The 24,569-nt window shown below is 70.1% G+C and carries 23 protein-coding genes; 13 read left to right on the top strand and 10 right to left on the bottom strand.

What is annotated here, in order from left to right:
• Nucleotides 1–31 precede the first annotated feature (31 nt).
• The 6 genes from LMI96_RS11250 (at nt 32) to LMI96_RS11225 (ending at nt 4,823) form a co-directional block, all read left to right on the top strand.
• Nucleotides 32–247, top strand: coding sequence for a hypothetical protein (locus LMI96_RS11250; protein WP_228361523.1), 216 nt, complete (start codon nt 32–34; stop codon nt 245–247).
• Entirely contained in the window at nt 228–818 is a 591-nt protein-coding gene (gene sigK / locus LMI96_RS11245) for an ECF RNA polymerase sigma factor SigK (RefSeq protein WP_223722945.1), read from the top strand. The genes LMI96_RS11250 and sigK overlap by 20 nt, the downstream gene beginning before the upstream one ends.
• Nucleotides 815–1,579: an anti-sigma factor domain-containing protein gene (locus LMI96_RS11240; RefSeq protein WP_228361522.1), complete on the top strand. Its 765-nt coding sequence runs from the start codon at nt 815–817 to the stop codon at nt 1,577–1,579. The genes sigK and LMI96_RS11240 overlap by 4 nt, the downstream gene beginning before the upstream one ends.
• A gap of 43 nt (nt 1,580–1,622) precedes the next feature.
• Entirely contained in the window at nt 1,623–2,261 is a 639-nt protein-coding gene (locus tag LMI96_RS11235) for a DNA-directed RNA polymerase subunit beta (protein ID WP_223722947.1), read from the top strand.
• A gap of 176 nt (nt 2,262–2,437) precedes the next feature.
• Nucleotides 2,438–3,322 (top strand): aminotransferase class IV, encoded by an 885-nt coding sequence (locus LMI96_RS11230; protein ID WP_228361521.1) that lies wholly within the window; start codon nt 2,438–2,440, stop codon nt 3,320–3,322.
• Between the two features lie 79 nt (nt 3,323–3,401).
• The gene (locus LMI96_RS11225) at nt 3,402–4,823 is read left to right on the top strand and encodes an amidase (protein WP_228361520.1); all 1,422 of its coding nucleotides are present in this window, start codon (nt 3,402–3,404) and stop codon (nt 4,821–4,823) included.
• A gap of 75 nt (nt 4,824–4,898) precedes the next feature.
• Here the strand turns inward: LMI96_RS11225 and pstB are convergent, their stop codons facing one another.
• From pstB to LMI96_RS11205, 4 genes are all read right to left on the bottom strand, one after another.
• Nucleotides 4,899–5,678 carry a phosphate ABC transporter ATP-binding protein PstB gene (gene pstB, locus LMI96_RS11220; protein ID WP_223722950.1) on the bottom strand — a complete coding sequence of 260 codons (780 nt, stop codon included), beginning with the start codon at nt 5,676–5,678 and terminating at the stop codon, nt 4,899–4,901.
• Between the two features lie 22 nt (nt 5,679–5,700).
• A complete protein-coding gene (gene pstA / locus LMI96_RS11215; protein WP_228361519.1) occupies nt 5,701–6,801 on the bottom strand; it encodes a phosphate ABC transporter permease PstA in 1,101 nt (366 codons plus the stop codon).
• 1 nt (nt 6,802) lies between these two features.
• A complete protein-coding gene (gene pstC / locus LMI96_RS11210; RefSeq protein WP_223722952.1) occupies nt 6,803–7,756 on the bottom strand; it encodes a phosphate ABC transporter permease subunit PstC in 954 nt (317 codons plus the stop codon).
• Nucleotides 7,757–7,840: 84 nt separating this feature from the next.
• A complete protein-coding gene (locus LMI96_RS11205) occupies nt 7,841–8,941 on the bottom strand; it encodes a phosphate ABC transporter substrate-binding protein PstS (RefSeq protein ID WP_223722953.1) in 1,101 nt (366 codons plus the stop codon).
• Nucleotides 8,942–9,121: 180 nt separating this feature from the next.
• On the opposite strand from LMI96_RS11205, the gene LMI96_RS11200 reads away from it, so the two are divergent.
• Nucleotides 9,122–13,105 carry a Pls/PosA family non-ribosomal peptide synthetase gene (locus LMI96_RS11200; protein ID WP_228361518.1) on the top strand — a complete coding sequence of 1,328 codons (3,984 nt, stop codon included), beginning with the start codon at nt 9,122–9,124 and terminating at the stop codon, nt 13,103–13,105.
• Nucleotides 13,102–14,403: a M1 family metallopeptidase gene (locus LMI96_RS11195; RefSeq protein WP_228361517.1), complete on the top strand. Its 1,302-nt coding sequence runs from the start codon at nt 13,102–13,104 to the stop codon at nt 14,401–14,403. The genes LMI96_RS11200 and LMI96_RS11195 overlap by 4 nt, the downstream gene beginning before the upstream one ends.
• On the opposite strand, the gene LMI96_RS11190 is transcribed toward LMI96_RS11195, so the two are convergent.
• From LMI96_RS11190 to LMI96_RS11175, 4 genes are all read right to left on the bottom strand, one after another.
• On the bottom strand, nt 14,348–14,893 hold the full coding sequence (locus LMI96_RS11190) for a 4-phosphopantetheinyl transferase (protein WP_228361516.1): 546 nt from the start codon (nt 14,891–14,893) through the stop codon (nt 14,348–14,350). The genes LMI96_RS11195 and LMI96_RS11190 overlap by 56 nt on opposite strands.
• 1 nt (nt 14,894) lies before the next feature.
• The gene (locus LMI96_RS11185) at nt 14,895–15,833 is read right to left on the bottom strand and encodes an NUDIX domain-containing protein (protein WP_228361515.1); all 939 of its coding nucleotides are present in this window, start codon (nt 15,831–15,833) and stop codon (nt 14,895–14,897) included.
• On the bottom strand, nt 15,830–17,998 hold the full coding sequence (locus tag LMI96_RS11180) for an RNA degradosome polyphosphate kinase (protein WP_223722958.1): 2,169 nt from the start codon (nt 17,996–17,998) through the stop codon (nt 15,830–15,832). Before LMI96_RS11180 ends, LMI96_RS11185 begins: the two co-directional genes overlap by 4 nt.
• Before the next feature lie 69 nt (nt 17,999–18,067).
• Nucleotides 18,068–18,763 carry a response regulator transcription factor gene (locus LMI96_RS11175; protein ID WP_223722959.1) on the bottom strand — a complete coding sequence of 232 codons (696 nt, stop codon included), beginning with the start codon at nt 18,761–18,763 and terminating at the stop codon, nt 18,068–18,070.
• A gap of 124 nt (nt 18,764–18,887) precedes the next feature.
• Between LMI96_RS11175 and LMI96_RS11170 the strand changes: the two genes are divergently transcribed.
• The 4 genes from LMI96_RS11170 to LMI96_RS11155 all read left to right on the top strand — a co-directional run bounded on the left by LMI96_RS11170 (nt 18,888) and on the right by LMI96_RS11155 (nt 22,157).
• Nucleotides 18,888–19,184, top strand: coding sequence for a hypothetical protein (locus tag LMI96_RS11170; RefSeq protein WP_223722960.1), 297 nt, complete (start codon nt 18,888–18,890; stop codon nt 19,182–19,184).
• Between the two features lie 158 nt (nt 19,185–19,342).
• Nucleotides 19,343–19,942, top strand: a complete 600-nt coding sequence (locus LMI96_RS11165; RefSeq protein WP_228361514.1) for an FABP family protein — start codon at nt 19,343–19,345, stop codon at nt 19,940–19,942.
• On the top strand, nt 19,942–21,039 hold the full coding sequence (locus LMI96_RS11160; RefSeq protein WP_228361513.1) for a folate-binding protein YgfZ: 1,098 nt from the start codon (nt 19,942–19,944) through the stop codon (nt 21,037–21,039). Before LMI96_RS11165 ends, LMI96_RS11160 begins: the two co-directional genes overlap by 1 nt.
• 5 nt (nt 21,040–21,044) lie before the next feature.
• Nucleotides 21,045–22,157 carry an aromatic acid exporter family protein gene (locus LMI96_RS11155; protein WP_228361512.1) on the top strand — a complete coding sequence of 371 codons (1,113 nt, stop codon included), beginning with the start codon at nt 21,045–21,047 and terminating at the stop codon, nt 22,155–22,157.
• A gap of 15 nt (nt 22,158–22,172) precedes the next feature.
• On the opposite strand, the gene LMI96_RS11150 is transcribed toward LMI96_RS11155, so the two are convergent.
• Entirely contained in the window at nt 22,173–22,991 is an 819-nt protein-coding gene (locus tag LMI96_RS11150) for a class I SAM-dependent methyltransferase (protein WP_228361511.1), read from the bottom strand.
• 49 nt (nt 22,992–23,040) lie between these two features.
• Between LMI96_RS11150 and LMI96_RS11145 the strand changes: the two genes are divergently transcribed.
• The gene (locus tag LMI96_RS11145; RefSeq protein WP_223722965.1) at nt 23,041–23,790 is read left to right on the top strand and encodes a phosphoglyceromutase; all 750 of its coding nucleotides are present in this window, start codon (nt 23,041–23,043) and stop codon (nt 23,788–23,790) included.
• Nucleotides 23,791–23,856: 66 nt separating this feature from the next.
• Here the strand turns inward: LMI96_RS11145 and phoU are convergent, their stop codons facing one another.
• Nucleotides 23,857–24,519, bottom strand: coding sequence for a phosphate signaling complex protein PhoU (phoU, locus tag LMI96_RS11140; protein ID WP_223722966.1), 663 nt, complete (start codon nt 24,517–24,519; stop codon nt 23,857–23,859).
• Nucleotides 24,520–24,569: the final 50 nt, after the last annotated feature.

The following is a 24,569-nucleotide window of genomic DNA, read 5'->3' as shown; positions in this document are numbered from 1 at the left end:
CGGTGCGGGCCGATCCGATAAGGATTCGGCGGTGAGCCTCATCCCCGCCGCGGTGCGACGTCGATATGCATTCGGCCTCGCCCCCGAATCGGATTGGATCGGATCGGGAAATCGGATGCAGACGCATGCGGTTTTCGCCGTCCACGCCCGTGAACTCGCGGAAAATCGGCAGGAAAAACCGCTGTCCATTGACGGCAAGTTCAGGTCGCGTCAGGCATGCTGGAGGGATGGTGATCGACGGCGTTGACGTCCCCGATGAGGGGGGTGCATCCGTCGACCACGCCGGAGAGCTCATTCAGCTCGTGGCGGCAGGTGATCAGGCCGCGTTCGCGCGCCTGTACGACATGCTGTCCTCGCGGGTGTTCGGACTCATCCTTCGCGTTCTGGTCGATCGTTCGCAGAGCGAAGAGGTGCTGCAGGAGGTTTTCCTCGAGGTGTGGCAATCCGCCGCACGGTTCGCTCCGAACAAGGGGCAAGGAAGATCGTGGGTACTGACGATGGCGCATCGGCGAGCGGTAGACCGCGTGCGGTCGTCGCAGTCGAGCACCGATCGTGACGTACGTGCAGGAATCCGCGACCTGGGTGTGCCGTATGACGGCGTCGCCGAGCAGGTTGAGTTGAGAATAGAGGGACAACGGGTAGCCGCAGCCCTTGCGGAACTCCCCGACGCGCAGCGCGAAGCCATCACGCTCGCGTACTTCGGTGGGTATTCGCAGAGCGAGATCGCGGCTCTGGTGGGTGCGCCACTCGGAACAGTGAAGACCAGGATGCGGGACGCCCTGTCCCGCCTACGAGTGAGTATGGGGGTGGCATCATGAACGACCGCGAATTCGACGAACTGTCTGCGGGCGACGCCGTCCACGCGCTCACTCCGGACGACCAGCGGATGTTGGCTCGCGCTCTCGAGGCTGATCCTCAGCGCCGCGCGACACTGGACGAGGATGCGACCATGGCCGCGAGACTTGCGGACGGCGTATCCGAGGTCGTCCCCCCACCCGCCATCCGCGCGGAACTTCTCGCTCGCATCGCCGTGACACCGCAGGTGGCGGCGCCGGCATCCGCAGAGCCGGTCGGGACCCCCGCAGCCGCTGCCCCCGAGCCGGCGCCCGCTGCGCGCGGCGGCTGGGGAATGCGCTCCTGGTTCGCGCTCGCCGCGAGCCTCGTTCTCATCCTCGGCATCGGCGGAGCCGTCGTCGTGGTCTCGCAGCAGGTGACCCCGCCCGCATCCGTCGTGGCGCTCGAACGCATCACGGATGCGCCCGACGCGCAATCCGCAGCCGGCTCTGTGACGGGCGGCGGCGAAGCGACGCTGCACTGGTCGGAGAGCGTCGGTTCGGCCGTGCTGGTGTCCGAGGGCTTGCCGAGCATCGACGAGGGCAAGGAGTTCGAGCTCTGGTACGTCCGCGACGGTCAGCCGATCGCCGCCGGCGTCTTCTCGGCCGACGGCGGCGACGCGACCGCCGTCCTGGACGGATCGATGCAACCCGGCGACGTCATCGCGGTCACCGTCGAAGACGCGGGCGGGTCGCCGAACGGCGTTCCCACGTCCGACGCCGTCCTCGCCATCGCCACCGCCTGACCGACACGCGCCGAAGCCCGCACGCGCCGGTACCCTGGATCGAGTGACGGACGATTCGCGGCACTTCCACAAACCCGTTCGACGCCCGGCGGAGCTGTTCGACCGCCTCTTCTCGGCCGAGGATCCGGCGGAGGTGTCGCGCGTGGCGCACTCGACCGCATCCGCGTTGCTGACGCGTGTGCGCGCGGATCCGGATGCGGGCACGGTCGACCGTCTCGTATCGTTCACCGACCAGCACGGCATCGACGACATCGCCGAACTCTGGTCGCGTTCGCCGGCGCGGTCGCTGCCCGGCGCGCTGTGGCGGCTGTACCTGCTGCAGGTCATGATTCACGACGACCCGCACACGGCCGCGCTCCTGTACGAACGCGGGCGCACCGAGCTCGCGTCTGCCGACGAGATCGTCGCGGGCGCACCTGTGCCCGCAGGACCGGACGAGCTCGTGGCGCTGATCGACACGATCATGCGCGGGCTGTTCCAGGGCGACTTCGCGGTCGCGCTCGAGCGTGCGGCGGCATTCTGTCGTGTCGTCGCCTCCGGGGCGACGCACCTCGCCGATGACTACGACCAGACCGAGCCGGAACGTGCCTCGGGTCTCACCACTCGGGCGCTCCGCCTGTCGACGTATGCCGACGACCTCACCGCGGCGGCCGGACTCTGGCGGCGCGACACCCTCACCTGAGGGCGAGCGGCGGGTGAATCGCCCGCCGCAAAAAGTAAGTGCCAGGCCGCAGAAACGCCTCTCGGCGCAAGGCCGCTCGGAGCGGCAAATTTTGGAGCCCGGGGTTACTGCGGCCCGGCTGTTCCAGTGTAACGGCACTCGCGCGCGGGGTATTCCGCACCGCGTAGGCTGCGGGCATGGCATGGCGTCACGCGCTCATCATCGACCCGGCAGCATCCGATGACCCTCGGACGGACTACGCCTCGACACTTCGGCCGATCGACCCGGCCGCCCCCGCGCTCAGCATCGGCGAACTCAGCACGCAGCGCGGTGACGGCATCTTCGAGTCCATCGGTGTGGTCGACGGGCACCCGCAGGAGGTAGAGGCCCATCTCGAGCGCCTCGCGCACTCGGCGCGGCTCTGCGACCTGCCCGCACCGAACCTCGGTCAGTGGGCGCAGGCGGTAGCCGCCGCATCCGCCGAGTGCCCTCCGGGGGAGAGCGTCATCAAGCTCATCCTCAGCCGGGGCGTCGAGCACGGACCGGCGCCGACCGCCTGGGTGACGGCAGCGACCGCGCCCGACAACACCGCGGTGCGCCGCGACGGCGTGCGCGTCGTGGTGCTCGATCGCGGGTTCGACAGCGGTGCGCCGGCGCGCGCGCCCTGGCTGCTGCTCGGCGCGAAAACCCTGTCGTACGCGACCAACATGGCGGCGATCCGGGAAGCGCGGCGCCGCGGGGCCGACGACGCGGTGTTCGTCGCGAGCGACGGCGTTCTGCTCGAAGGCCCGACGTCGTCTCTCGTCCTGCGCTTCGGCGACCGGTTCGTGACCCCCGCGCCTGGCGCCGGCATCCTGCACGGCACGACCCAGCTGAGCCTGTTCGCCCACCTCGAGGGCCGTGGATTCGAGACCGCGTACGAGACGCTGCCGGCGTCCGCACTCGGTGAGGCGGATGCCGCCTGGCTCGTTTCCAGCGTCCGGCTCGCCGCGGGCATCACCGCTGTCGACGGCTCGCCGCTCGCCTACGACGCAGACGTCACGGCGGAGCTCAACGCGTACCTCCTCTCACCGCGCGACTGATCGGCGCGACGGAGGGCGGAGGAGTGCGGGGCCGGGCGTGTCGCGCGGCCGCTTCGGGGACGACGAAAGGGAGCACCATATGCCGGAACTTCTGTACAGCACCGTCATCGAGCAGGCCGGGTGGGTGGCCGCGGGAGAGATCAGCGCGCGAGAGCTCGTCGAACACTCGATCGCCCGCATCGATGCGCTCAACCCCGTACTGAACGCGTTCGCGCACGTCTTCACCGAGGAGGCCCGCGCGCACGCCGACGCCCTCGACGCGGAGCGCGCCGCCGGGGCGCTCCGCGGCCCCCTGCACGGCGTGCCGATCGCCATCAAGGAGGAGAACGACGTCGCGGGGATCCCGACCCGCTTCGGAAGCTCCGCGTTCACCACCCCGGCGACGGCCGACAGTGCGGTGGTGCAGCGACTGCGGGATGCGGGCGCGATCATCGTCGGCACGACGCGGATGCCGGAATTCGGCATCTGGCCGTTCACGGAGTCCGACTCGTTCGGCTGGACCCGGAACCCGTGGAACACCGGTCGGTCGACGGCGGGCTCCAGCGGCGGCACCGCGGCCGCCATCGCATCCGGCATGGTCGCGGCGGGCATCGGCGGTGACGGCGGCGGCTCCATCCGGCTTCCGGCGAGTTGGTGCGGACTCTTCGGCCTGAAGCCGCAGCGCGGTCGCGTCAGCCTCGCCCCGAACACAGACCTCTGGCGCGCGTTGGGTGTGATCGGCCCGCTCACACGATCGGTCGCCGACAGCGCCCTCATCCACGACGTGATCGGAGGCGCAGCCTCGGCCGACCGATTCTCAGCAGAGGCGTTGCCCGCCCCGATGCTGCGCAGCGCCACGGAACCACTCGACCGGCCCCTGCGGATCATGGTGTCGCTGAAGAACCCGATGGGCGGACAGGCGGCAGACCCCGACACCGCATCGGCCGTGCGGCGTACGGCCGACCTCTTGCGGGGCCTCGGACACGAGGTGATCGAGGCGGACCCGGACTATCCGCGGCTCGCGCTGCCGTTCCAGGTGCAGCTGGCGGCGGGGATCAGCGACGAGGCCGCGCGGGCCGACCATCCCGAGCTCTTGGAGCGGCGCACGAGGGCCATGCTCCGACTCGCTCGACCGCTGTCGCGATTCGGCGCCTGGGCCGAGCGTGCGGCAGCGGAGCGGGGCGAGCCTTTCCTGACGCGACTGTTCGGGGGAGTGGACCTGCTGATCACCCCGACGACACCGACCGCCGCACTGCCGGTCGGCCAGCTCGACGGTGCCGGCGCCATCGCCGCTGTGCAGAAGGCGGGTCCGGTGAGTTCGTTCACGTCGGTCTGGAACGCGCTCGGCAACCCTGCGGCCGCGGTTCCCGCCGGGTTCACGGATGCCGGCCTGCCGCTCAGCGTGCAGGTGATCGGTCCCCGAAACGACGAGCCGACGGTCCTCGCTCTCTCCGCACAGCTCGAGAGCGCGCGTCCGTGGGCCGATCGCCGTCCGCCGCTCGCCGAGGCGAACGCGGGGTGAGGACGAAGAAGGGGGCGGATGCTGTCTGCATCCGCCCCCTTCTTGTACGTTCCCGGCCGGAGCCGGGAGCGCGGGTCACCCGAAGCGGCCGGAGACGTAGTCCTCGGTGGCCTGCACGGTCGGGGTGGTGAAGATCGTCGAGGTGTTGTCGTATTCGATGAGCTTGCCGGGCTTGCCGGTGCCGGCGATGTTGAAGAACGCCGTCTTGTCGCTGACGCGCGATGCCTGCTGCATGTTGTGCGTCACGATCACGATCGTGTACTCGCTCTTCAGCTCGTCGATCAGCTCTTCGATCGCGTAGGTCGAGATCGGGTCGAGGGCCGAGCAGGGCTCGTCCATCAGCAGCACGTCGGGCGACACGGCGATCGCGCGCGCGATGCACAGACGCTGCTGCTGCCCGCCCGACAGGCCGGAGCCGGGCTTGTCGAGGCGGTCCTTGACCTCGTTCCAGAGGTTGGCGCCCTGCAGGGACTGCTCGACGAGCGCGTCGGAGTCGGACTTCGAGATGCGCTTGTTGTTGAGCTTCACGCCCGCCAGCACGTTCTCGCGGATCGACATCGTCGGGAACGGGTTCGGGCGCTGGAACACCATTCCGATCTGGCGACGCACGAGCACCGGGTCGACACCCGGGCCGTACAGGTCGTCGCCATCGAGCAGCACTTCGCCCTCGACGCGGGCGCGGGGGATGACCTCGTGCATGCGGTTCAGGGTGCGCAGGAAGGTGGACTTGCCGCATCCGGACGGGCCGATGAAGGCGGTCACGCTGCGCGGCTCGATCTGGAGGGATACGCCCTCGACGGCGAGGAAGTCGCCGTAGTAGACGTTGAGGTCTTTGACTTCGATGCTCTTGGACACGGAGGTTCTTTCTCTCGGGAGCTCAGCGGCCGGACTTGGGCGCGAAGATCTTCGCGACCGCCCGGGCGACAAGGTTGAGGACCATGACGATGACGATGAGGGTGAGCGCGGACGCCCAGGCCCGTCCGATGTAGGCCTCGGCCGGAATGCCCTGGTTCATGTACTGGGTGTAGGTGAAGACCGGCAGGGTCGCCATCCGGCCGCTGAAGAGGTCGTAGTTCATGGATGCGGTCATACCGGCCGTGATCAGCAGAGGCGCGGTCTCGCCGATGACGCGGGCGATGGCGAGCATGACGCCCGTGGTGATACCCGCGATGGCCGTCGGGAGGACGACCTTCCAGATCGTCAGCCACTTCGGCACGCCGAGCGCGTAGGCGGCTTCCCGCAGCTCGTTCGGCACGAGGCGCAGCATCTCTTCGGAAGATCGGACGACGACCGGCACCATCAGCACCGCGAGCGCGATGGCGCCCACGATTCCGAGGCGGACGCCGGGTCCGAGGAAGATCGCGAACAGGGCGTAAGCGAACAGACCCGCGACGATCGAGGGGATGCCCGTCATGACGTCGACGAGGAACGTGATGCCCCGGGCCAGGCGGTTGTCCTTGCCGTACTCGATCAGGTAGATCGCGGTGAACAGGCCGATCGGGACGGAGATGATCGCCGCGGCGAGCGTGATGAGCAGCGTGCCGATGATGGCGTGCAGCGCACCGCCGCCCTCGCCGACGACGTTGCGCATCGAGCTCGAGAAGAACTCGGCGCTCCAGTTCGGGGCTCCCAAACTGACGACGGTGATCGCCACCGAGATGAGCGGCACCATCGCGAGCACGAACGCCACCGTCACGACGCCCGTGACGAGGCGGTCGACGGCCTTCCGGCGGCCCTCGATGATCGCGGAGATGGCGAAGATCAGCACGAGGTAGAGAAGGGAGCCGGTCACCAGCCAGCCGGCGATGTTGAGTCCTTCGCCGGTGGCGGCAGCCATGACGGCGAAGACCGCGAGCATCACCGCGAGGGAGGCGACGAGCAGGACCCAGGGGGTCCAGCGCGGGAGCCGGCCGGTCGTGAGGCTCGGAGAGGAGGAAGATGCGCTCTGCACGCGCGGGGGAGTGGCCGTAGCGGTCATGTCAGTTGGCCCCCGAGAATTCCTTGCGCCGGCTCACGATGTAGCGGGCGAGTGCGTTGACGGCGAATGTCACGACGAACAGGATGAGGCCGGTGGCGATCAGCACGTTCACGTTCAGCCCGTAGGCCTCGGGGAAGCTCAGTGCGATGTTGGCGGCGATCGTGTTCGGGTTGTCGGACGTGAAGAGGGCGAAGGTCACGCCGCCCGAGACGGAGAGCACCATCGCGACGGCCATGGTCTCGCCGAGTGCACGGCCGAGGCCGAGCATCGAGGCGGAGACGATGCCGCTGCGGGCGAAGGGGAAGACGGCCATCCGCACCATCTCCCAGCGGGTCGACCCGAGGGCGAGCGCCGCTTCTTCGTGGAGGGTCGGGGTCTGCAGGAAGATCTCGCGGCAGATCGCCGTGATGATCGGGGTGACCATGACCGCAAGCACGAGCGAGGCGGTGAAGATCGTGCGGCCGGTGCTCGAGACCGGGCCGGAGAAGAGCGGGAACCAGCTCGCGTTGGTGACGAACCAGTCGTAGATCGGCTGAGCGGCCGGGGCGAGGACGCCGATACCCCAGAGGCCGAAGACGACCGAGGGAACCGCGGCCAGCAGGTCGACGACATAGCCGAGTGCCTGTGCCAGGCGGCGCGGGGCGTAGTGCGAGATGAAGAGCGCGACACCGATCGAGAGCGGAACCGCCATCAGCAGCGCCAGGAACGCGGCCCAGACAGTACCGAACACCAGCGGTCCGACGTAGGACCAGAAGTTGTCGGGCAGGATCGATGCCTGCTCGTTCGTGGCGGTGAGAGCCGGCACCGACTGGACGATCAAGAAGATCGCCACCGCCGCGAGCATGACCAGGATCATGGACCCGGCGAACAGTGCGGCTCCGGAGAACCATCGATCGCCCGGTCGTTGTTTAACCTTCTTCGTCTCCGGAGGAGACACCGCGGGTGTGGTGGTCATGGCTCGATTCTCTCGATGAGAAAGGGTGATGTCACGATGATGCCCGGTTCCGGCGCAAGGCCGGAACCGGGCATCGAAGGGGAATTACTTGATCGCCTCGATGGCGGTCGTGATCTGGTCGCGCAGCGTGTCGGTGATCGGAGCGCTGCCCGAAGCCGCAGCGGCCTCGGCCTGGCCCTCTTCGCTCGCGGCGTACGAGAAGAAGCCCTTCACGTTCGCGGCGACATCGGCGTCCTCGTACTCGGCGCAGCCGATGAGGTAGCTGACGAGAACGAGCGGGTACACGTCCTTCTCGGTGCTGGTGCGGTCGATCGCGATCGCGATGTCGGTCGCAGCGCGGCCTTCTTCTTCGGGAGACGCGTCGACGACCGCGGCGGCAGCCTCGGGCGAGTAGGAGACGAAGTCCTCGCCGACCTGGATGGCGACCGTGCCGAGCTCACCGGCGCGCGAAGCGTCGGCGTAACCGATGGTGCCCTGGCCGCCCTGGACGGCGGAGATGACGCCGGAGGTGCCGTTGGCAGCCTCGCCGCCGGAGACCGGCCACTCCTCGACCGAGCCGTAGGTCCACACGGACTCAGCGGTCTTGGCGAGGTAGTCGGTGAAGTTTCCGGTCGTGCCCGACTTGTCGGAGCGGTGAACCGTGTTGATGGCGGTCGACGGGAGGTCGACGCCGTCGTTGAGGGCGGTGATCGCCGGGTCGTTCCACGTGGTGATCGTGCCCGCGAAGATGCCGGCCAGGGTGGCGGCGTCGAGGTTCAGCGAGTCCACACCGTCGAGGTTGAACACGACAGCGATGGGGGAGATGTAGGTCGGGATCTCGACGATGTCGGAGCCGTCGACGCAACCGGCCCACGGGCCGGCCTCGATCTCGTCGGTCTTGAACGCGCGGTCGGAGCCGGCGAACTGGAAGGCGCCCTCCTGGAAGGAGTCGCGACCGGCACCGGATCCACCGGCGTCGTAGGTGACCGTCAGGTCGGCGTTGGTCTTCTGGATGCCGGCGGTCCACGTCTGGATGGCGACCTCCTGCGAGGTGGCTCCACCGCCGACCAGGTCGCCGGAGAGGTTGCCCGCGGGGGCGTCGCTGGACGACGACGTGGTGCCGCCTTCGTTCGCGGCACAGCCGGCGAGGGCGAGGGCCGCGACAGCGGCGAGGGCGCCCACCTGGGCGATGCGGTTGATCTTCACTGCGGAATCATCCTTCGGGTTGGGGACTCGTGCCCGGTGCGGGGCTCACCCGACGCTAGACATCTGTGTTGACCAGACTGCGCAGTGGCGGTGAACGGAAGGTGAACGACCGTAGGCGAGAACGCGCCGATTCCCGCGCTCCGTCACCGCCCGTTCATGTGTTCTCCCTACCCTGAGGGAATGCACCACGACCCGCAGGCCGCGCTCGATCGCGTCGGGGAGACGCCCGAACCGCGGACTCTCCTCGAGGTATTGCGCCGCACCGCCGCGCTGTTCCCGGAAGCATCCGCGATCGATGACGGCTCCACGGCCCTCAGCTACCGCGAGCTGATGGCGCATGTCGTGCGCACCGCCGCGCGATTGCACGAGGCGGGAGTGCGGCGCGGAGACCGCGTCGGGGTGCGGATGCCGTCGGGGGCGAAAGAGCTGTACATCTCGATCCTCGGCGTGATCGCGGCGGGCGCCGCGTACGTGCCGGTCGACGCGGACGACCCCGATGAGCGAGCGCGACTCGTCTTCGGCGAGGCGGCGGTTCGCGGGGTGATCGGCGCGGGCGGCGTGTACGTGCCGCGCGCCGACGACGGTGTGGACGGCGGCGGCGGCGACGGCGAGCGGGCGGATGCGGATGCCCCGGCGGCCGCATCCGAGCTCTACGTCGGGGCTCCGCCGCATCCGTCGACCCACGCGGTGCTCACGGTGCCGGAGCCGCGCGTCGAGGACGACGCCTGGATCATCTTCACGTCCGGTTCCACGGGGGTGCCCAAGGGCGTCGCGGTGTCGCACCGGTCGGCGGCGGCGTTCGTGGATGCGGAGGCGCGCATGTTCCTGCAGGCCGCGCCGCTCGGCCCCGGCGACCGGGTGTTGGCGGGTCTGTCGGTCGCATTCGACGCCTCGTGCGAAGAGATGTGGCTGGCCTGGCGGCACGGCGCGTGTCTCGTGCCCGCGCCGCGCGCGCTGGTGCGCTCGGGAGAAGATCTGGCGCCGTGGCTCATCCGGCAGGGGATCACGGTCGTCTCGACGGTTCCGACGCTCGCCGCGATGTGGCCGGCGGAGGCGATCGAGAACGTGCGCCTGCTGATCTTCGGCGGAGAGGCGTGCCCGCCCGAGCTCGCGGCGCGTCTGGCCGCCGAGGGGCGCGAGGTGTGGAACACGTACGGCCCCACCGAGGCGACGGTCGTCGCGTGCGGGGCGCTGCTCGATGGAAGCGTGCCCGTGCGGATCGGGCTGCCGCTCGACGGCTGGGCGCTCGCCGTGGTCGACGCCGACGGTTTCCGGGTGCCCGAGGGCGGCACCGGCGAACTCATCATCGGGGGCGTGGGTCTTGCCCGCTACCTCGATCCGGAGAAGGACGCCCAGAAGTACGCGCCCATGCCGACGCTCGGCTGGGAGCGCGCGTACCGGTCGGGCGACCTCGTGCGCTACGACCCCGAGGGTCTCGTCTTCCAGGGCCGTGCCGACGACCAGGTCAAGGTCGGCGGTCGCCGCATCGAGCTCGGCGAGGTCGAGACCGCTCTTCAGAACCTGCCCGGCGTGTCGGCGGCGACCGCCGCAGTGCAGACGACCGAGTCGGGTGTTGCCGTGCTGGTGGGCTACCTCGTCATGGAGCCCGGGATCGAGCTCGACCGGTCTTCTGCCCGTGCGGGGCTGACCCAGAGTCTTCCCGCCGCGATCGTCCCACTGCTCGCCACGGTCGACGAACTGCCCGTCCGCACCTCCGGCAAGGTCGACCGCGCCGCCCTGCCCTGGCCGCTCCCGGGCGTCGAGACGCCGGCCGCCGGCCTCACCCCGACCGAGGCATGGCTCGCCGAGCAATGGCAGGCCGTGCTCGGCATCGCGGTCCCGGGGCCGAAGGTCGACTTCTTCGACCTCGGCGGCGGTTCGCTCTCGGCGGCGCAGCTGGTGTCCCGCATCCGCGCCCGCGTTCCGGAGTTCGCGGTCGCCGACATCTACGACGTGCCGCGCCTGGGCGCGATGGCGAAGGCGATCGGCCCCATGCTCGCGGAGGAGACCCCGGGCGAGTACCGCCGTCCGCGCCCGACTCCGCGCTCGTCGCAGTGGGTGCAGCTGCTCGCGGGAGTGCCCCTGTTCATCCTCACCGGCGTCCGCTGGCTGCTGTACGTGCTGACCGCGGGAACCCTGCTGAACCTGGTGCCGGGATTCGATGCGCTCCCGACGGTCCACCCGCTGCCACTCATCGCCGGCTGGCTGCTGTTCGCGACCCCGTTCGGGCGGATGGCGATCTCGGCGCTCGCCGCCCGGACGCTGCTGTCCGGGGTGCGCCCGGGAGACCACCCGCGGGGCGGCTCGGTGCACCTGCGGCTCTGGCTCGCGGAGCAGATCGCCGATCAGGTCGACGCCGTGGGGCTCGCCGGGGCGCCCTGGGTGACCTACTACGCCCGCGCGCTCGGCGCGAAGATCGGCCGCGACGTCGACCTGCACACCCTGCCCCCGGTGACCGGGATGCTGGAGGTCGGCGACGGCGCGTCCATCGAGCCCGAGGTCGACCTGAAGGGGTACTGGATCGACGGCGACCTGCTGCGCCTGGGCGGCATCCGCATCGGGGCGCAGGCGACGGTCGGTGCGCGCAGCACCCTCGCGCCCGGAACGCACATCGGCCAGCGCGCCGTGGTCGCGGCCGGCTCCGCCGTGTTCGGCCGCGTGCGTGCCGACCAGACGTGGGCGGGATCGCCCGCGGTGCGCGTCGGCGGGGTCGCCCGGGAGTGGCCCGAGGGGCGCCCGGCCGCGCCGCACGGCTGGCTGTGGGCGTACGCCGCATCCGCCCTCGTTCTGGCGCTGCTGCCGGTGACGGCGTTCCTCGTGGGCGCGCTCGTCGTCGCGACCGGCATGCGCGGCGCCCCCGACCTCCTCGCGGCGTTCGGGGCCGCGCTCGTCTGGCTCGTGCCGGGCGTGCTCGTCACCGGCGTCGTCTACGCCGGCTTCGTGGTCGGCGCCGTGCGACTGCTGGCGATCGGGCTCCGCGAGGGCACCTACGGCGTACGTAGCCGGGTGGCCTGGCAGGCCTGGACGACCGAGCGGCTGCTGGACTCGGCGCGCACGGTGCTCTTCCCGCTGTACTCGAGCCTGTTCACCCCGGTGTGGCTCCGGATGCTGGGCGCCCGCGTCGGACACGACGTCGAGGCATCGACCGTGCTGCTGATCCCGTCTATGGCGCGGATCGAGGATGGCGCGTTCCTCGCCGACGACACCATGGTGGCGTCGTACGAACTGCACGCCGGATGGCTGCGGATCGGGCCGGTACGCATCGGTAAGCGCGCGTTCCTCGGCAACTCCGGCATGGCAGCGCCGGGGCACCGCGTGCCGCGCGACGGCCTGGTCGCCGTCCTCTCGGCGGCGCCGCGCAAGGCCAAGGCGGGATCATCCTGGCTCGGTTCGCCGGCGGTGCGTCTGCGCCGCGCGGTGGCGGAGGGTGATGAGAGCCGCACCTACCGCCCGACGCCCGCGCTCCGCCTCGCGCGGACGCTGTGGGAGATCTGCCGCATCCTGCCGGTCTTCGTCACCTGCGCCGTGGGACTCGGGGTGCTCTTCGCGCTCGCCGCCCTGACGGCGGCCTACGGCATGCTCGTCGCCTTCCTGCTCTCCGGGCTCGTGCTGCTCGCAGCCGGGGCGGTCGCGGCCGGCATCACGGTCGTGGCGAAGTGGCTGATCGTCGGCCCGATCCGCGCGGGCGAGCAGCCCCTCTGGTCGAGTTTCGTCTGGCGCACCGAGGTGGTCGATACGTTCACCGAGATGCTCGCCGCCCCGTGGTTCGCCCGCGGCGCGGTCGGCACCCCCGCCCTCGCGGTGTGGCTTCGGGCGATGGGCGCGCGCGTGGGGCGCGGCGTCTGGTGCGACTCCTACTGGTTGCCCGAGCCCGATCTCGTCACTCTCGGCGACGGATCCACCGTCAACCGGGGCTGCGTCGTGCAGACCCACCTCTTCCATGATCGAATCATGAGCATGGATGTCGTCGAACTCGAACCCGGAGCAACCCTGGGGCCGCACAGCGTGGTTCTTCCTGCCGCGGTGATCGGCGCCGACGCCACTGTCGGCCCCGCTTCGCTCGTGATGCGCGGCGAGTCGGTTCCCGTGGGCACGCGATGGAGCGGCAACCCGATCGGCCCGTGGCGCGCGGTCAAGGTGCGCGCGTACCAGTCGACATCGTGACGGGCGGCGACTCCTACGCGCCGCAGAGCGGCGACCCGTCGTACCGCGTCGTGTCCTACGACCTCGACCTCGACTACCGCGTGCGCACGAACCGGCTCGAGGGCAAAGCACTCATCGCGGCGGTCGCGACGCAGCCGATCCGTACCGTGTCGCTCGACCTGATCGGCCTCCGCGCCTCGCGCGTGCGGGTCGATGGCGATGCGCGCACGGTGTTCCGGCAGGTTCAGCGCGCCCTGCAGGTCACTCTTCCGCGTCCGCTCGCGGTCGGCGAGTCCTTCTCCGTCGAGGTCGCCTACGCCGGGTCGCCCGCGCCGCGGCGGTCGCGGTGGGGAACGATCGGCTGGGAAGAACTGACCGACGGCGCGCTCGTCGCGAACCAGCCGACGGGCGCCGCGACGTGGTTCCCCTGCAACGACCGTCCGGCCGATCGTGCGCGGTACCGGATGCGGATCACCACCGACCGCGAGTACGCGGCGGTCGCCACCGGCACGCGGGTCGCCGAACGCACGGAGGGGCGGCGGAGCGTCGCCGAGTACGTCTCCGACGTGCCGACCGCCACGTACCTCGCCGCCGTGCAGATCGGGCGTTACGTCCGCACCGAGCTGCCGCCGCTGGACGGGGCGACCGTCGAGCTCTGGGCGCCGGCTCCGCTTCGCGCCGCATCCGTCCGCGCGTTCGAGAAGGTCGCGGCGATGGGGGCGGTGTTCTCGCGAGCGTTCGGGGAGTACCCGCAGCCGCAGTACACGATCGTGGTGGCCGCGGATGTGCTCGAGATCCCGCTCGAAGCGCAGGGGATGGGCGTCTTCGGGGCCAACCACCTCGCCGCAGACTCCGAACGACTCGTCGCGCACGAACTCGCGCACCAGTGGTTCGGCAACAGTGTCGGCATCTCGCGCTGGTGCGATATCTGGCTGAACGAGGGCTTCGCCTGCTACGCCGAGTGGCTCTGGTCGGAGGCTTCCGGAGGGCCGACGGCGCAGGAATGTGCGTCCGCGCACGAGGCGGTGCTACGCGTCGAACCGCAGGATCTGCTGCTGGCCGACCCGGGCCCGGAGCTGATGTTCGACGACCGCGTCTACAAGCGCGGCGCGCTCACGCTGCATGCCCTCCGCGGGCACCTGGGCGATGACCGGTTCTTCGCGCTGCTGCGGGACTGGGCGACGCGGCACCGGCACGGGCTGGTCACCGGCGACGACTTCCGCGCGATCGTCCGCGAGGTCGATCCGGCAGCGGTCGTGCTTCTCAGCCGGTGGCTCGACGAGCCGCGGCTGCCTCCGCGGGCACGATCGCGACGCTGAGCACGACGCCGGCCGGCCCGTCGAGATCTCGGCCGACGATCGGTGCGCTCCGGCCGGGCACGAATGCGGTCCACCCGTCCGCGGCGGTGCGGATGCGGACGAGCGCGGGGTCGAGCGTCAGGCCGCGACCATCCGCCTTCAGGGCGGCTTCAATGCGCGTCCACTCCCGCAGGGTGGTCTCCGGCCGCATCCGGTCGATCCGCGCCGGTGCATCCGGTGCGCCTGCTTCCGCATCGATGCCCACGGCCGTGGCGACCGAGCGCGAAACGGCGGCGACGAAGGCTCGGCCGGCCGCGTAGGCGACCGACACCTCGTCGAGGCCGCCCTCGACGTGCGGGCGACCGTGCGCTCCGCCGCAGCGCGCGCACGGTCCCGCGCGGACGACGGCGCCCGGCAGCAGGTCGCCGAGCAGGAGGCGCGAGGTGCCGCGCCGGTCACCCGGATCCGCGTCGGCCCACCGGATGCGGACCGCGTCGAGCCCGCTGTGCACGTCAGACCTTCGGCAGATGCGTTTCGATGGCGGCGATCCCCGAACCCGGGTTCGTGCGGGAGAGATGCACCACCGAGAACGCACCCACCTCGAGGGCCGACGCGCTGCCCAGGTACGAACCGCGGAGGGTGCCGGTCGCCAGCGCGAGCTCGTTCATGATGTCGGGGAGCACGGGGCCGTGGCTGCAGATGACCGCGGGCTTGCGCGAGCGCACGCGCTTGCCGACGATCGTGCGGGAGTCGTGCTTTCCCTCTTCCCAGGCATCCTGGCTGATCAGCTCGCTCGTGCGCACGACGCGCCCGAGCGCTTTCGCGAGCGGCTCGACGGTCGAGACGCAGCGCACCGCGTCGCTCGAGATGATGCGGCGTACCCCGAAGGCGCGGAGCGGCGCGACGATCGACGCCGCCTGACGGAACCCGCGGCGCGCCAGCGGGCGCGATGCGTCCGACTTCTCCCAGTCCGTGCGCGACATCGCTTTCGCGTGACGCAGCACGATGATCGGGAACGTCTCGAGCACGCCGTCGTCGACGAACCGCAGGAAGTTCTCGACGATCTCGACGTCGACGGGATAACTCAGGTACGACAGCGCGTGCTTGGGGGTGACCCATTCGAGCGCCGCGATCTCCTTGTTCGGTACGAACTTCGAGTCCCGGACAGCGTCTTCGGTCACCTCGGCCGACCAGTAGTGCACGATCTTCTCGCGCCCCTTCGGCATGTGGTACCGCGAGACGCCGACCGGGAGGCCGAGGGCGACGTGGATGCCGGTCTCCTCGAAGATCTCGCGGATCGCCGTCTCGACGAGGGTCTCGCCGGGGTCGACCTTGCCCTTGGGCAGGGTGACATCGCGGTACTGGGTGCGGTGGATGAGCAGGATGTGCAGCTTTCCGTCCACCTGACGCCAGAGCACACCCCCCGCCGCGTAGACGGCTGTCGCCGTCATCGCACCGCCCGCGAACGTCGGCGCCGCTGGACGGCGGCCATCGTCTTGTCCTGGATGTCGATCAGGGGCTTGCCGTCGGCATCCGTGGAATGCCGGGTCCACACCCCGTCGCCGTCGAGCCACCACGAACTCGTCTCGTCGCTCATCGCGAGCGAGAAGAGGTCGGTGAGCTCGGCGACCTGCGCCGGTGCCACGATGCGCACGAGTGCCTCGACGCGGCGGTCGAGGTTGCGGTGCATCATGTCGGCGCTGCCGATGTACACATCGGGTGCGCCGTCGTTCTGGAACGCGAAGATGCGCGAGTGCTCGAGGTAGCGGCCGAGGATCGACCGCACCGTGATGTTCTCGCTCATGCCGGGCACGCCGGGACGGATGCTGCAGATGCCGCGCACCCAGACCTCGACCGGAACGCCCGCCTGGCTCGCGCGGTACAGCGCGTCGATGATCTGCTCGTCGACCATCGAGTTGACCTTGATCCGGATGCCGGCGGGGCGCCCATCGAGGGCGTGCCGGCGTTCGCGATCGATCAGCCGCAGCAGGCCCTTCCGCAGGTGCAACGGGGCGACGAGCAGACGCTTGAACTTCTTCTCGATCGCGTAACCACTGAGCTCGTTGAATAGGCGGGTGAGGTCTTTGCCGACCTCGGGGTTGACCGTGAACAGGCCGAAGTCCTCGTAGATGCGGCTGGTCTTCGGGTTGTAGTTGCCGGTTCCGACGTGGCTGTAGCTGCGGAGCACGCCGTTCTCCTGGCGGATGACGAGGGCGAGCTTGCAGTGCGTCTTCAGACCGACCAGGCCGTAGACGACGTGCACGCCGGCCTTCTCGAGCTTCCGCGCCCAGACGATGTTGTTCGCCTCGTCGAAGCGCGCCTTGACCTCCACGAGCGCCAGCACCTGCTTGCCCGATTCGGCGGCGTCGATGAGCGCCTGCACGATGGGGCTATCGCCGGAGGTGCGGTACAGCGTCTGCTTGATCGCGAGCACGTGCGGGTCTTTCGCCGCCTGCTCGAGGAACGCCTGCACGCTCGTCGCGAAGGATTCGTACGGGTGGTGCACCAGCACGTCGCCCTTGCGGATGGAGGCGAAGATGTCGGGACGCTCGTTGTTGTCACCCGGCTGGAACGCGGTCGCCGTCGTCGGCACGTGCGGGGGGTAGTGCAGGTCGGGGCGATCGATGCGCGACAGGTCGAACAGGCCGCGGAGGTCGAGGGTTCCGGGCAGCCGGTAGACCTCCTCATCCGTGATGTCGAGCTCCTTGAGGAGCAGATCGAGCGTCAGGTCGTCCATGTCGTCGGTGATCTCGAGGCGGATCGGCGGCCCGAAACGGCGACGCAGCAGCTCGGCCTCGAGGGCCTGGATGAGGTTCTCGGTCTCGTCCTCTTCGATCGCCACGTCTTCGTTGCGGGTGAGGCGGAACGCGTGATGGTCGAGGATCTCCATCCCGGGGAACAGATCGCCGAGGTTGTTGGAGATGAGCTCTTCGAGGGGCAGGTAGCGCACCTGATCGCCCTCGCGCGAGACGCGCACGAACCGGGGGAGCATGGGCGGCACCTTGAGGCGTGCGAACTCCTGGCGTCCGGTCTTGGCGTTTCGCACCCGGATCGCGAGATTCAGCGAGAGGCCGGAGATGTACGGGAACGGATGCGCCGGGTCGACGGCCAGCGGCATGAGCACCGGGAACACCTGGGTCTGGAAGTACTCGTAGAGCCGCGCGCGGTCGTCGTCGGTGAGCTCCGACCATCCCAGCACCTCGATACCGGCGTCGGCGAGGGCGGGGCGCACGAGGTTCTGCCACGCCTGGGCGTGCCGCAGCTGGAGCGCGTGGGCGTCGTGGGAGATGTCGGCGAGGACGTCTTGCGCCGCGCGTCCGACGTTGGTCGGCAGAGCGAGGCCGGTCAGGATGCGGCGCTTGAGCCCGGCGACGCGCACCATGAAGAATTCGTCGAGGTTGCTGCCGAAGATCGCGAGGAAGTTCGCCCGCTCGAGGGTGGGGACATTCGGGTCTTCAGCGAGTTCGAGCACCCTCTGGTTGAACGAGAGCCAGCTGACCTCGCGGTCGAGGTAGCGGTTCTCGGGCAGTTCGCCGTCGGCCGCGCCCGTTCCCGAGTCGAAGTCGTCGTCATCCGCGTCACCCAAACCGGCATCGAGCATCTCGTCTGCGATCATCCCCTCATCATTGCAGGGGGAAGTGACCTGCGTGTGAACGGCCCCTACCGCCTCGCGGACGGCGACGCGTCAGACGCCCGATCGCTCCTTGGCCGGCGGGATCTGCTCGTCCTCGTAGACGTTGAAGCGGTAGCCGACGTTGCGCACCGTGCCGATGAGCTGCTCGAGGTCACCGAGCTTCGCGCGGAGGCGGCGCACGTGCACATCGACCGTGCGGGTGCCGCCGAAGTAGTCGTAGCCCCATACCTCGCTGAGCAGCTGTTCGCGGGTGAACACTCGGGAGGGGTGAGTCGCGAAGAAGTGCAGGAGTTGGAACTCCTTGTACGTGAGGTCGAGCGGCTTGCCGTGCACCTTCGCGGAGTACGAGGACTCGTCGATCGTGATGCCGGAGGTCTGGATGCGGGTGGAAACCTGCTCCTTCGACATGCGTCCGACGGCGAGTCGGATGCGGGCGTCGACCTCCGCCGGACCGGCGGTGACGAGGATGACGTCGTCGACGCCCCAGTCGGTGGAGACGGCGGTGAGGCCGCCCTCCGTGACGATCAGAAGAAGGGGAGCGTCGGCGCCGGTCGTGGTGAGGATCTTGCACAGCGACTTCGCGCCGACGAGGTCGTGGCGGGCGTCGACGAAGATGATGTCGGCGCTCGGGGCGTTCACGAGCTGCGCGGGCTCGGCGGGAATCTGCCGGACACGGTGGCTCAACAGTTCGAGCGCCGGCAGCGCGGGCGCGCCACCAGCGGAGCTCAGAACGAGAAGCTGTGCCAAAAGGACCCTCCCGGGCGAGGTCGGCGGTGTGGGCCTCATCTTATGGGGTGGCGCGCGTCACGCCGACCCCACGGCGCGCGGCGGGGTGCGTGCGCGAGCGCCACGGGTGAGTGAGAATGATCGTATGTCCACCCCGGAACTCGTGCCGCGTCGGTCGATCGGCGGCATCGCCGGCGTCTGGATCGTGGCTCTCGTCGCGGGTATCGCCGTGGCCGTCGCCGTCCCGGAGGAGGGACGAGCGGTGTGGATGGCGTTGACGCTCGGCCTCTGCCTCATCCTCGCGTTCACCGTGCAGCTCTTCTACGGTCGGGCGCAGCGCTTCATCCAGCGGGTCGCGATCAGCACGCTCGGCGCGCTCCTCATCCTCGGCGTCATCAGTGCGGCGTTCGGACTCGGCGCGCTCGCGACGGCGATCGCGTAACGCCGCGCCGGCCGGGGTCGGCACGGTCTAGAGTGTGAGCATGGACCTCGTCGCTCTCGAACTCTTCTTCGTGGGTCTGCTGGCCCTCGCGTCGCTCGCGATCGTGTTCGTCTCCGGAGTCGTGATCAAGAACCTCTACCGCGGCCAGCGCTGAGCCCGTGATTGAGATTCCGACAGACCTGCCCGCCGACCTCGGGCCCCTCTCCTGGTTGCTCGGAGTGTGGGAAGGCAGCGGTGTCATCGATTACACCGCGGGCGATGAACGCTTCACTGGCGAGTTCTCGCAGCGAGTGAGTTTCAGTCACGACGGTGGCGACGCGATGAACTACTCCGCATCCGCGTGGGTCGAAGACGGCGATCGTCGCGTTCCGCTGGTGTCCGAAGTCGGCTTCTGGCGACTCGTCCGACCCGCGACCGACGCCGACGCCGGACCCGCACTTCTTCCCGGGCGGGGCACGGCGCCGCAGCGTACGGCCGACGACGTCGAAGCGCTCCGCACCGCGGAGGGCGGCTTCGAGATCGAAGCGGCGATCGTGCACGCCGACGGCGTCAGCGAGCTCTACCTCGGGCAGATCCGCGGGCCGCGCATCGACCTGGCGACGGATGCGGTCGTCCGCTCCGCGAGCGCCAAGGAGTACACGGCCGCGACGCGCATGTACGGTCTGGTCGACGGCCATCTGCTGTGGGCGTGGGACATCGCCGCCCTCGGCGCCGAACTCGCGTCGCACGCATCCGCTCGACTCGCGAAGGCCTCCTGATGGCGCTCGATCTGGGTCTCGTGCCGGGGGCCGTCGTCGATGACGGCGTGCTGCAGCACACCGGCCAACCCGTGATCGAACAGCGTCGGCTGGTGGCGGGCACCGCCGTCGCACCCCGCGCCGATCGGCGCGTGCTGGCGGTCGCGGGCGAGGACCGCCTCTCCTGGTTGGACTCCGTCAGCTCGCAGGCGCTCACGGCGCTCGAACCGGGACGCGCCACCGAACTCCTCATCCTCGACCCGCAGGGCCGCGTCGAGCACGCCGCGGCGGTGCTCGACGACGGTGAGACGACGTGGCTCATCGTCGATCGTGGCGATGCCGACGCGCTGCTGGCGTGGCTGATGCGGATGCGGTTCCGCCTCCGCGTCGCCCCTCGCGACGCGAGCGATGAACTCACGGTGATCGGGGTGACCGAGGCGGGTCTCTCGAACGTGACGCCCGCCGCGCCGAACGGTGTGCCGCTCGCGTGGCGCGACCCGTGGCCCGAGATCGGGCCGGGCGGCATCGGATACGCGCCGGTCGACGGTCATCCGGGTGCCGAGCGCCGCTGGTCCGAACTGCTCGTCGACGGCGACGAAGCGCAGCGATTGGTGGATGCGGCCGCGGTCGGCGGTCTCACCCTCGCGGGTGCGCTCGCGGTCGATGCGCTGCGTGTCGCGGCCTGGCGGCCCGGGTGGGCCACTGAGGTCGACGAGCGCACCATCCCGCACGAGGTGGACTGGATGCGCACGGCGGTGCACCTCGACAAGGGGTGCTATCGCGGTCAGGAGACCGTCGCGAAGGTGCACAACCTCGGGCATCCTCCCCGTCGCATCGTGGCACTCGACCTCGACGGCAGCGACGATCTGCTGCCGCGACGCGGTGACGTCGTTCGCGTCGGCGACACCGAGGTCGGCCGCATCACCTCGGTCGCCCGTCACCACGAGGACGGCCCCATCGCGCTGGCCGTGGTGAAGCGGTCCGCCGCAACCGACGGCACCCTCATCGTCGTCACCGAGGGCGGCGACATCACCGCGTCGGCCACTCCGATCGTTCCGGCGGATGCCGGCGCGACGGCGGCCATCCCGCGTCTGACGCGCCTGTCCCGCCGCGTTTGACCGCGGTGGAGGAGCCGACGCCGGACACCCGCGCCGTCCCGCTGCGAGTGCGGGACCGCCTGGATCCGCGGCCGCGTCTGGTCCGCGCCGCCGAATCCTGGCCCGCGATCGCCCAGATCGTCGTCGCGTCGGCGGGCGCCTTCGCCTTCGCCCACTTCGTGCTGGGCCACGCCTCGCCCGTGCTGGCCGGAACCGTCGCCGTCTCGAGCCTCGGACTCGTCCGCGACGCCCGCCCGCGGCGCGTGGCGGAGACCGTGGCCGGCATGCTGCTCGGCATTCTCGTCGCCGAGCTTCTGCTGTGGGCGATCGGTCCCGGATGGTGGCAACTCGCGGTCACGCTCGCCGTCGTGCTGTTCTTGGCCCGGGTGTTCTCTCCGCAGGCGAGTTTCGCGATCGCGGCGGCCATCCAGGGCTTGATCGTCCTGCTCTTCCCTCTCGCCAGCACGGACGCCGCGTGGGATCGACTGGTGGACGGCGCGATCGGCGGGATCGCGGCGCTGCTCGTGACCGCGCTGATTCCCCGAAATCCCCGTGCCGAGTTGCTGCGCGACGCGCGTGCACTGTTCGCCGGGGCGGATGCGGCCATCAACGCGATCGTGCAGGGGCTGCGCAGCGGTGATCGGGCTCGAGCCGACCGCGGGTTGGAGAAGGCGCGCGCGCTCGACCCGCTCGTCCGCGCGTGGCAGGAGTCGCTGGATTCCGCATCCGCCGTCGCCCGGATCTCGCCGTTCCTGCGCCGGCGGCGGAGCGAGCTGGATCGCTACCGACGGGTGCTCACCGCGACCGACCTCGCCGTCCGGAACCTTCGCGTGATCGGGCGGCGGGCGGCGTACCTTCTCGACGACGGCGTGCCCCGCCCGGTGTCGGCCGACGTGCTCGCGGGCCTCGGGCGCGGTCTCGCGCTCGTCGGAGAGTCGCTCGAAGACATCGGGCAGGAGTCGGTGGCGCGAGAGGGCGTCCGCGCGATCGCCGCGCACCTGGACCCGGCCGAGATGCTGACCGATGCGACGACCGGCGAGAACAACCTCCTGGTCGCGATGCGTCCGCTCACGGTCGACCTGCTGACCGCCTGCGGTGTCGGCGACGACGATGCACGCGCGGCCATTCCCCGCCTGTGAGGCGATGCGCCGGTATCACGGGGTCGGTGCGACCCGATCCCAGGGCACCGTGATCTCGCCGAGTCGCCACCGAGAGCGCTGACGCAGCGGCCAGCCCGCATCCGCCATCGCCTGCATCGCCCCGCGCCAGCGTTGGACCGGGCCGAACGCCCCGAGCGCCGCGGCGCGCTCCCACTCGCGGTCGAGCGTCCGCAAGAAGTCGTGCACCTGCTCGCCAGGCACATTGCGGTGGATCAGCGCTTTCGGCAGGCGTTCGGCGGCGATCAGCGGCGACTCCAGGTCGGCGAGCCGGAGCGACACCGTGAGCGTCCGGGGGAGGGCGTCCGCGCCCACCTCGACCCAGGTCGCCACCCGCCCGACCTCGTTGCAGGTGCCCTCGACCAGGATGCCGCCGGGCGCGAGCCGAGCCGCCATCCGCTCCCACGCGGCGGTGACCTCGGTCTCGTCGTACTGGCGGAGCACATTGAACGCGCGGATGACGACCGGCCGCCGCGACGCCGGGACCTCGAAGCCGCCGCGCGCGAACGCCACGCGCGCGTCCGGGCGGAAGGGAGACGCGCCCGCCCGCACCTGCGCGAGCTGCGCCGTCGCGGTGGCGACGCGCTCCGGCGCGATCTCGAGTCCGAGCACCGTGACGTCCGGGCGGGTCGTGTGCAGCCGCGCCTCGAGCTCGAGCGCCGTCACCCCGCTCGCGCCGTACCCGAGATCGACGACGAGCGGCTCGCGTTCGGCCCGGCGGAGGACCGGATGGCGAGCGATCCAGCGATCGATCCGGCGGAGCCGGTTCGTGCCGGTGGTGCCGCGTGTCACGCGTCCGAGCGGCACCGAGTTCATACGGCCATGATGCCAGCGCGAGTGAAGAGCCGGTCGATATCATGAAGGCATGACCACCCCTCATACCCTGATCCTGCTCCGCCACGGCCAGAGCCAGTGGAACGAGCTGAACCTGTTCACCGGCTGGGTCGACGTGCGCCTGACCGAGCAGGGCAAAGCCGAAGCCCAGCGCGGTGGCGAGCTTCTCGCCGAGGCCGGCCTGCTGCCGGACGTCGTGCACACCTCGCTCCTCAGCCGGGCGATCCAGACCGCGAACATCGCGCTCGACGCCGCCGACCGCCTGTGGATCCCGGTGACCCGCTCGTGGCGACTCAACGAGCGCCACTACGGCGCCCTGCAGGGCAAGGACAAGGCCGAGACCCTCGCCGAGTTCGGCCAGGAGCAGTTCATGCTGTGGCGCCGTTCGTTCGACGTGCCGCCGCCCGAGCTCGACGACGCGTCGGAGTACAGCCAGATCGGCGACCCGCGCTACGTCGGGATCGACGGCGACGTTCCCCGCACCGAGTCGCTCAAGCTCGTGATCGACCGACTGCTCCCGTACTGGGACGACGCGATCGTGCCCGACCTCACGGCCGGGAAGACCGTTCTCGTGGCCGCCCACGGCAACTCGCTGCGCGGACTCGTGAAGCACCTCGAGGGCATTAGCGACGACGACATCGCCGAGCTGAACATCCCGACGGGCATTCCGCTCGTCTACCGCCTCGACGAGAACCTCGTGCCGCTCGGCCCGGGCGAGTACCTCGACCCCGAGGCCGCCGCGGCCGGTGCGGCCGCGGTCGCGAACCAGGGCAGCAAGTAACTCGAACGAAAGAAGAGGGGCGGATGCAGCTGCATCCGCCCCTCTTCTTCGTTCTGTGCGAGGCGCTCAGGCCTCGTCGGCGTTGACCGGTGCCCAGTCGCCCGTGGCGAGGTACACGATCTTCTTCGCCACCGACACCGCGTGGTCACCGAAGCGCTCGTGGTACCGGCTCGCGAGGGTGGCGTCGACCGTCTGCGATGTCTCGCCCTGCCAGCTGTCGCTGAGCACCTTCTCGAAGACGCTGACGTGGAGTTCGTCGAGGCGGTCGTCGGCGTTGCGGATCTCTTCCGCGAGCTCGAGGTCGCGGGTGCGCAGCAGCTCGGTGAGCTGCCGGGCGAGCTCGACGTCGATCTGGCCCATCTTCGTGAACGTGCTCTTCAGGCCGCGCGGGATGGCGCGGTCGGGGAAGCGCATGCGGGTGAGCTGAGCGATGTGCTCGGCGATGTCACCCATCCGCTCGAGCGACGCGCTGATCCGGAGCGCCGAGACGACCGTCCGCAGGTCGCTCGCGACCGGCTGCTGGCGGGCGAGGATGTCGATCGCGAGCTCGTCGAGGGCGATGGCCTTCTCGTCGATCACGTTGTCATTCTCGATGACCTCCTCCGCGAGCGCGACATCGCTCGTACCGAACGCGGTGGTCGCTTTCTCGATGGCCTCGGTGACGAGCTCGGAGATCTCGACGAGGCGCACGCGCACTTCGTCGAGAGACTGCTGGAATACCTCGCGCATGGACGGGCACCTTCCTGGGGTCGATGAGCAGCACGTGGCCGCAACCTTCG

The sequence above is a fragment of the Microbacterium sp. cx-59 genome (genome assembly GCF_020805625.1).
In the GTDB taxonomy this organism is placed as follows: Bacteria; Actinomycetota; Actinomycetes; order Actinomycetales; family Microbacteriaceae; genus Microbacterium.
Note: the sequence above shows the minus strand (reverse complement) of the source record. Positions and strands in the feature narration are given on the sequence as shown.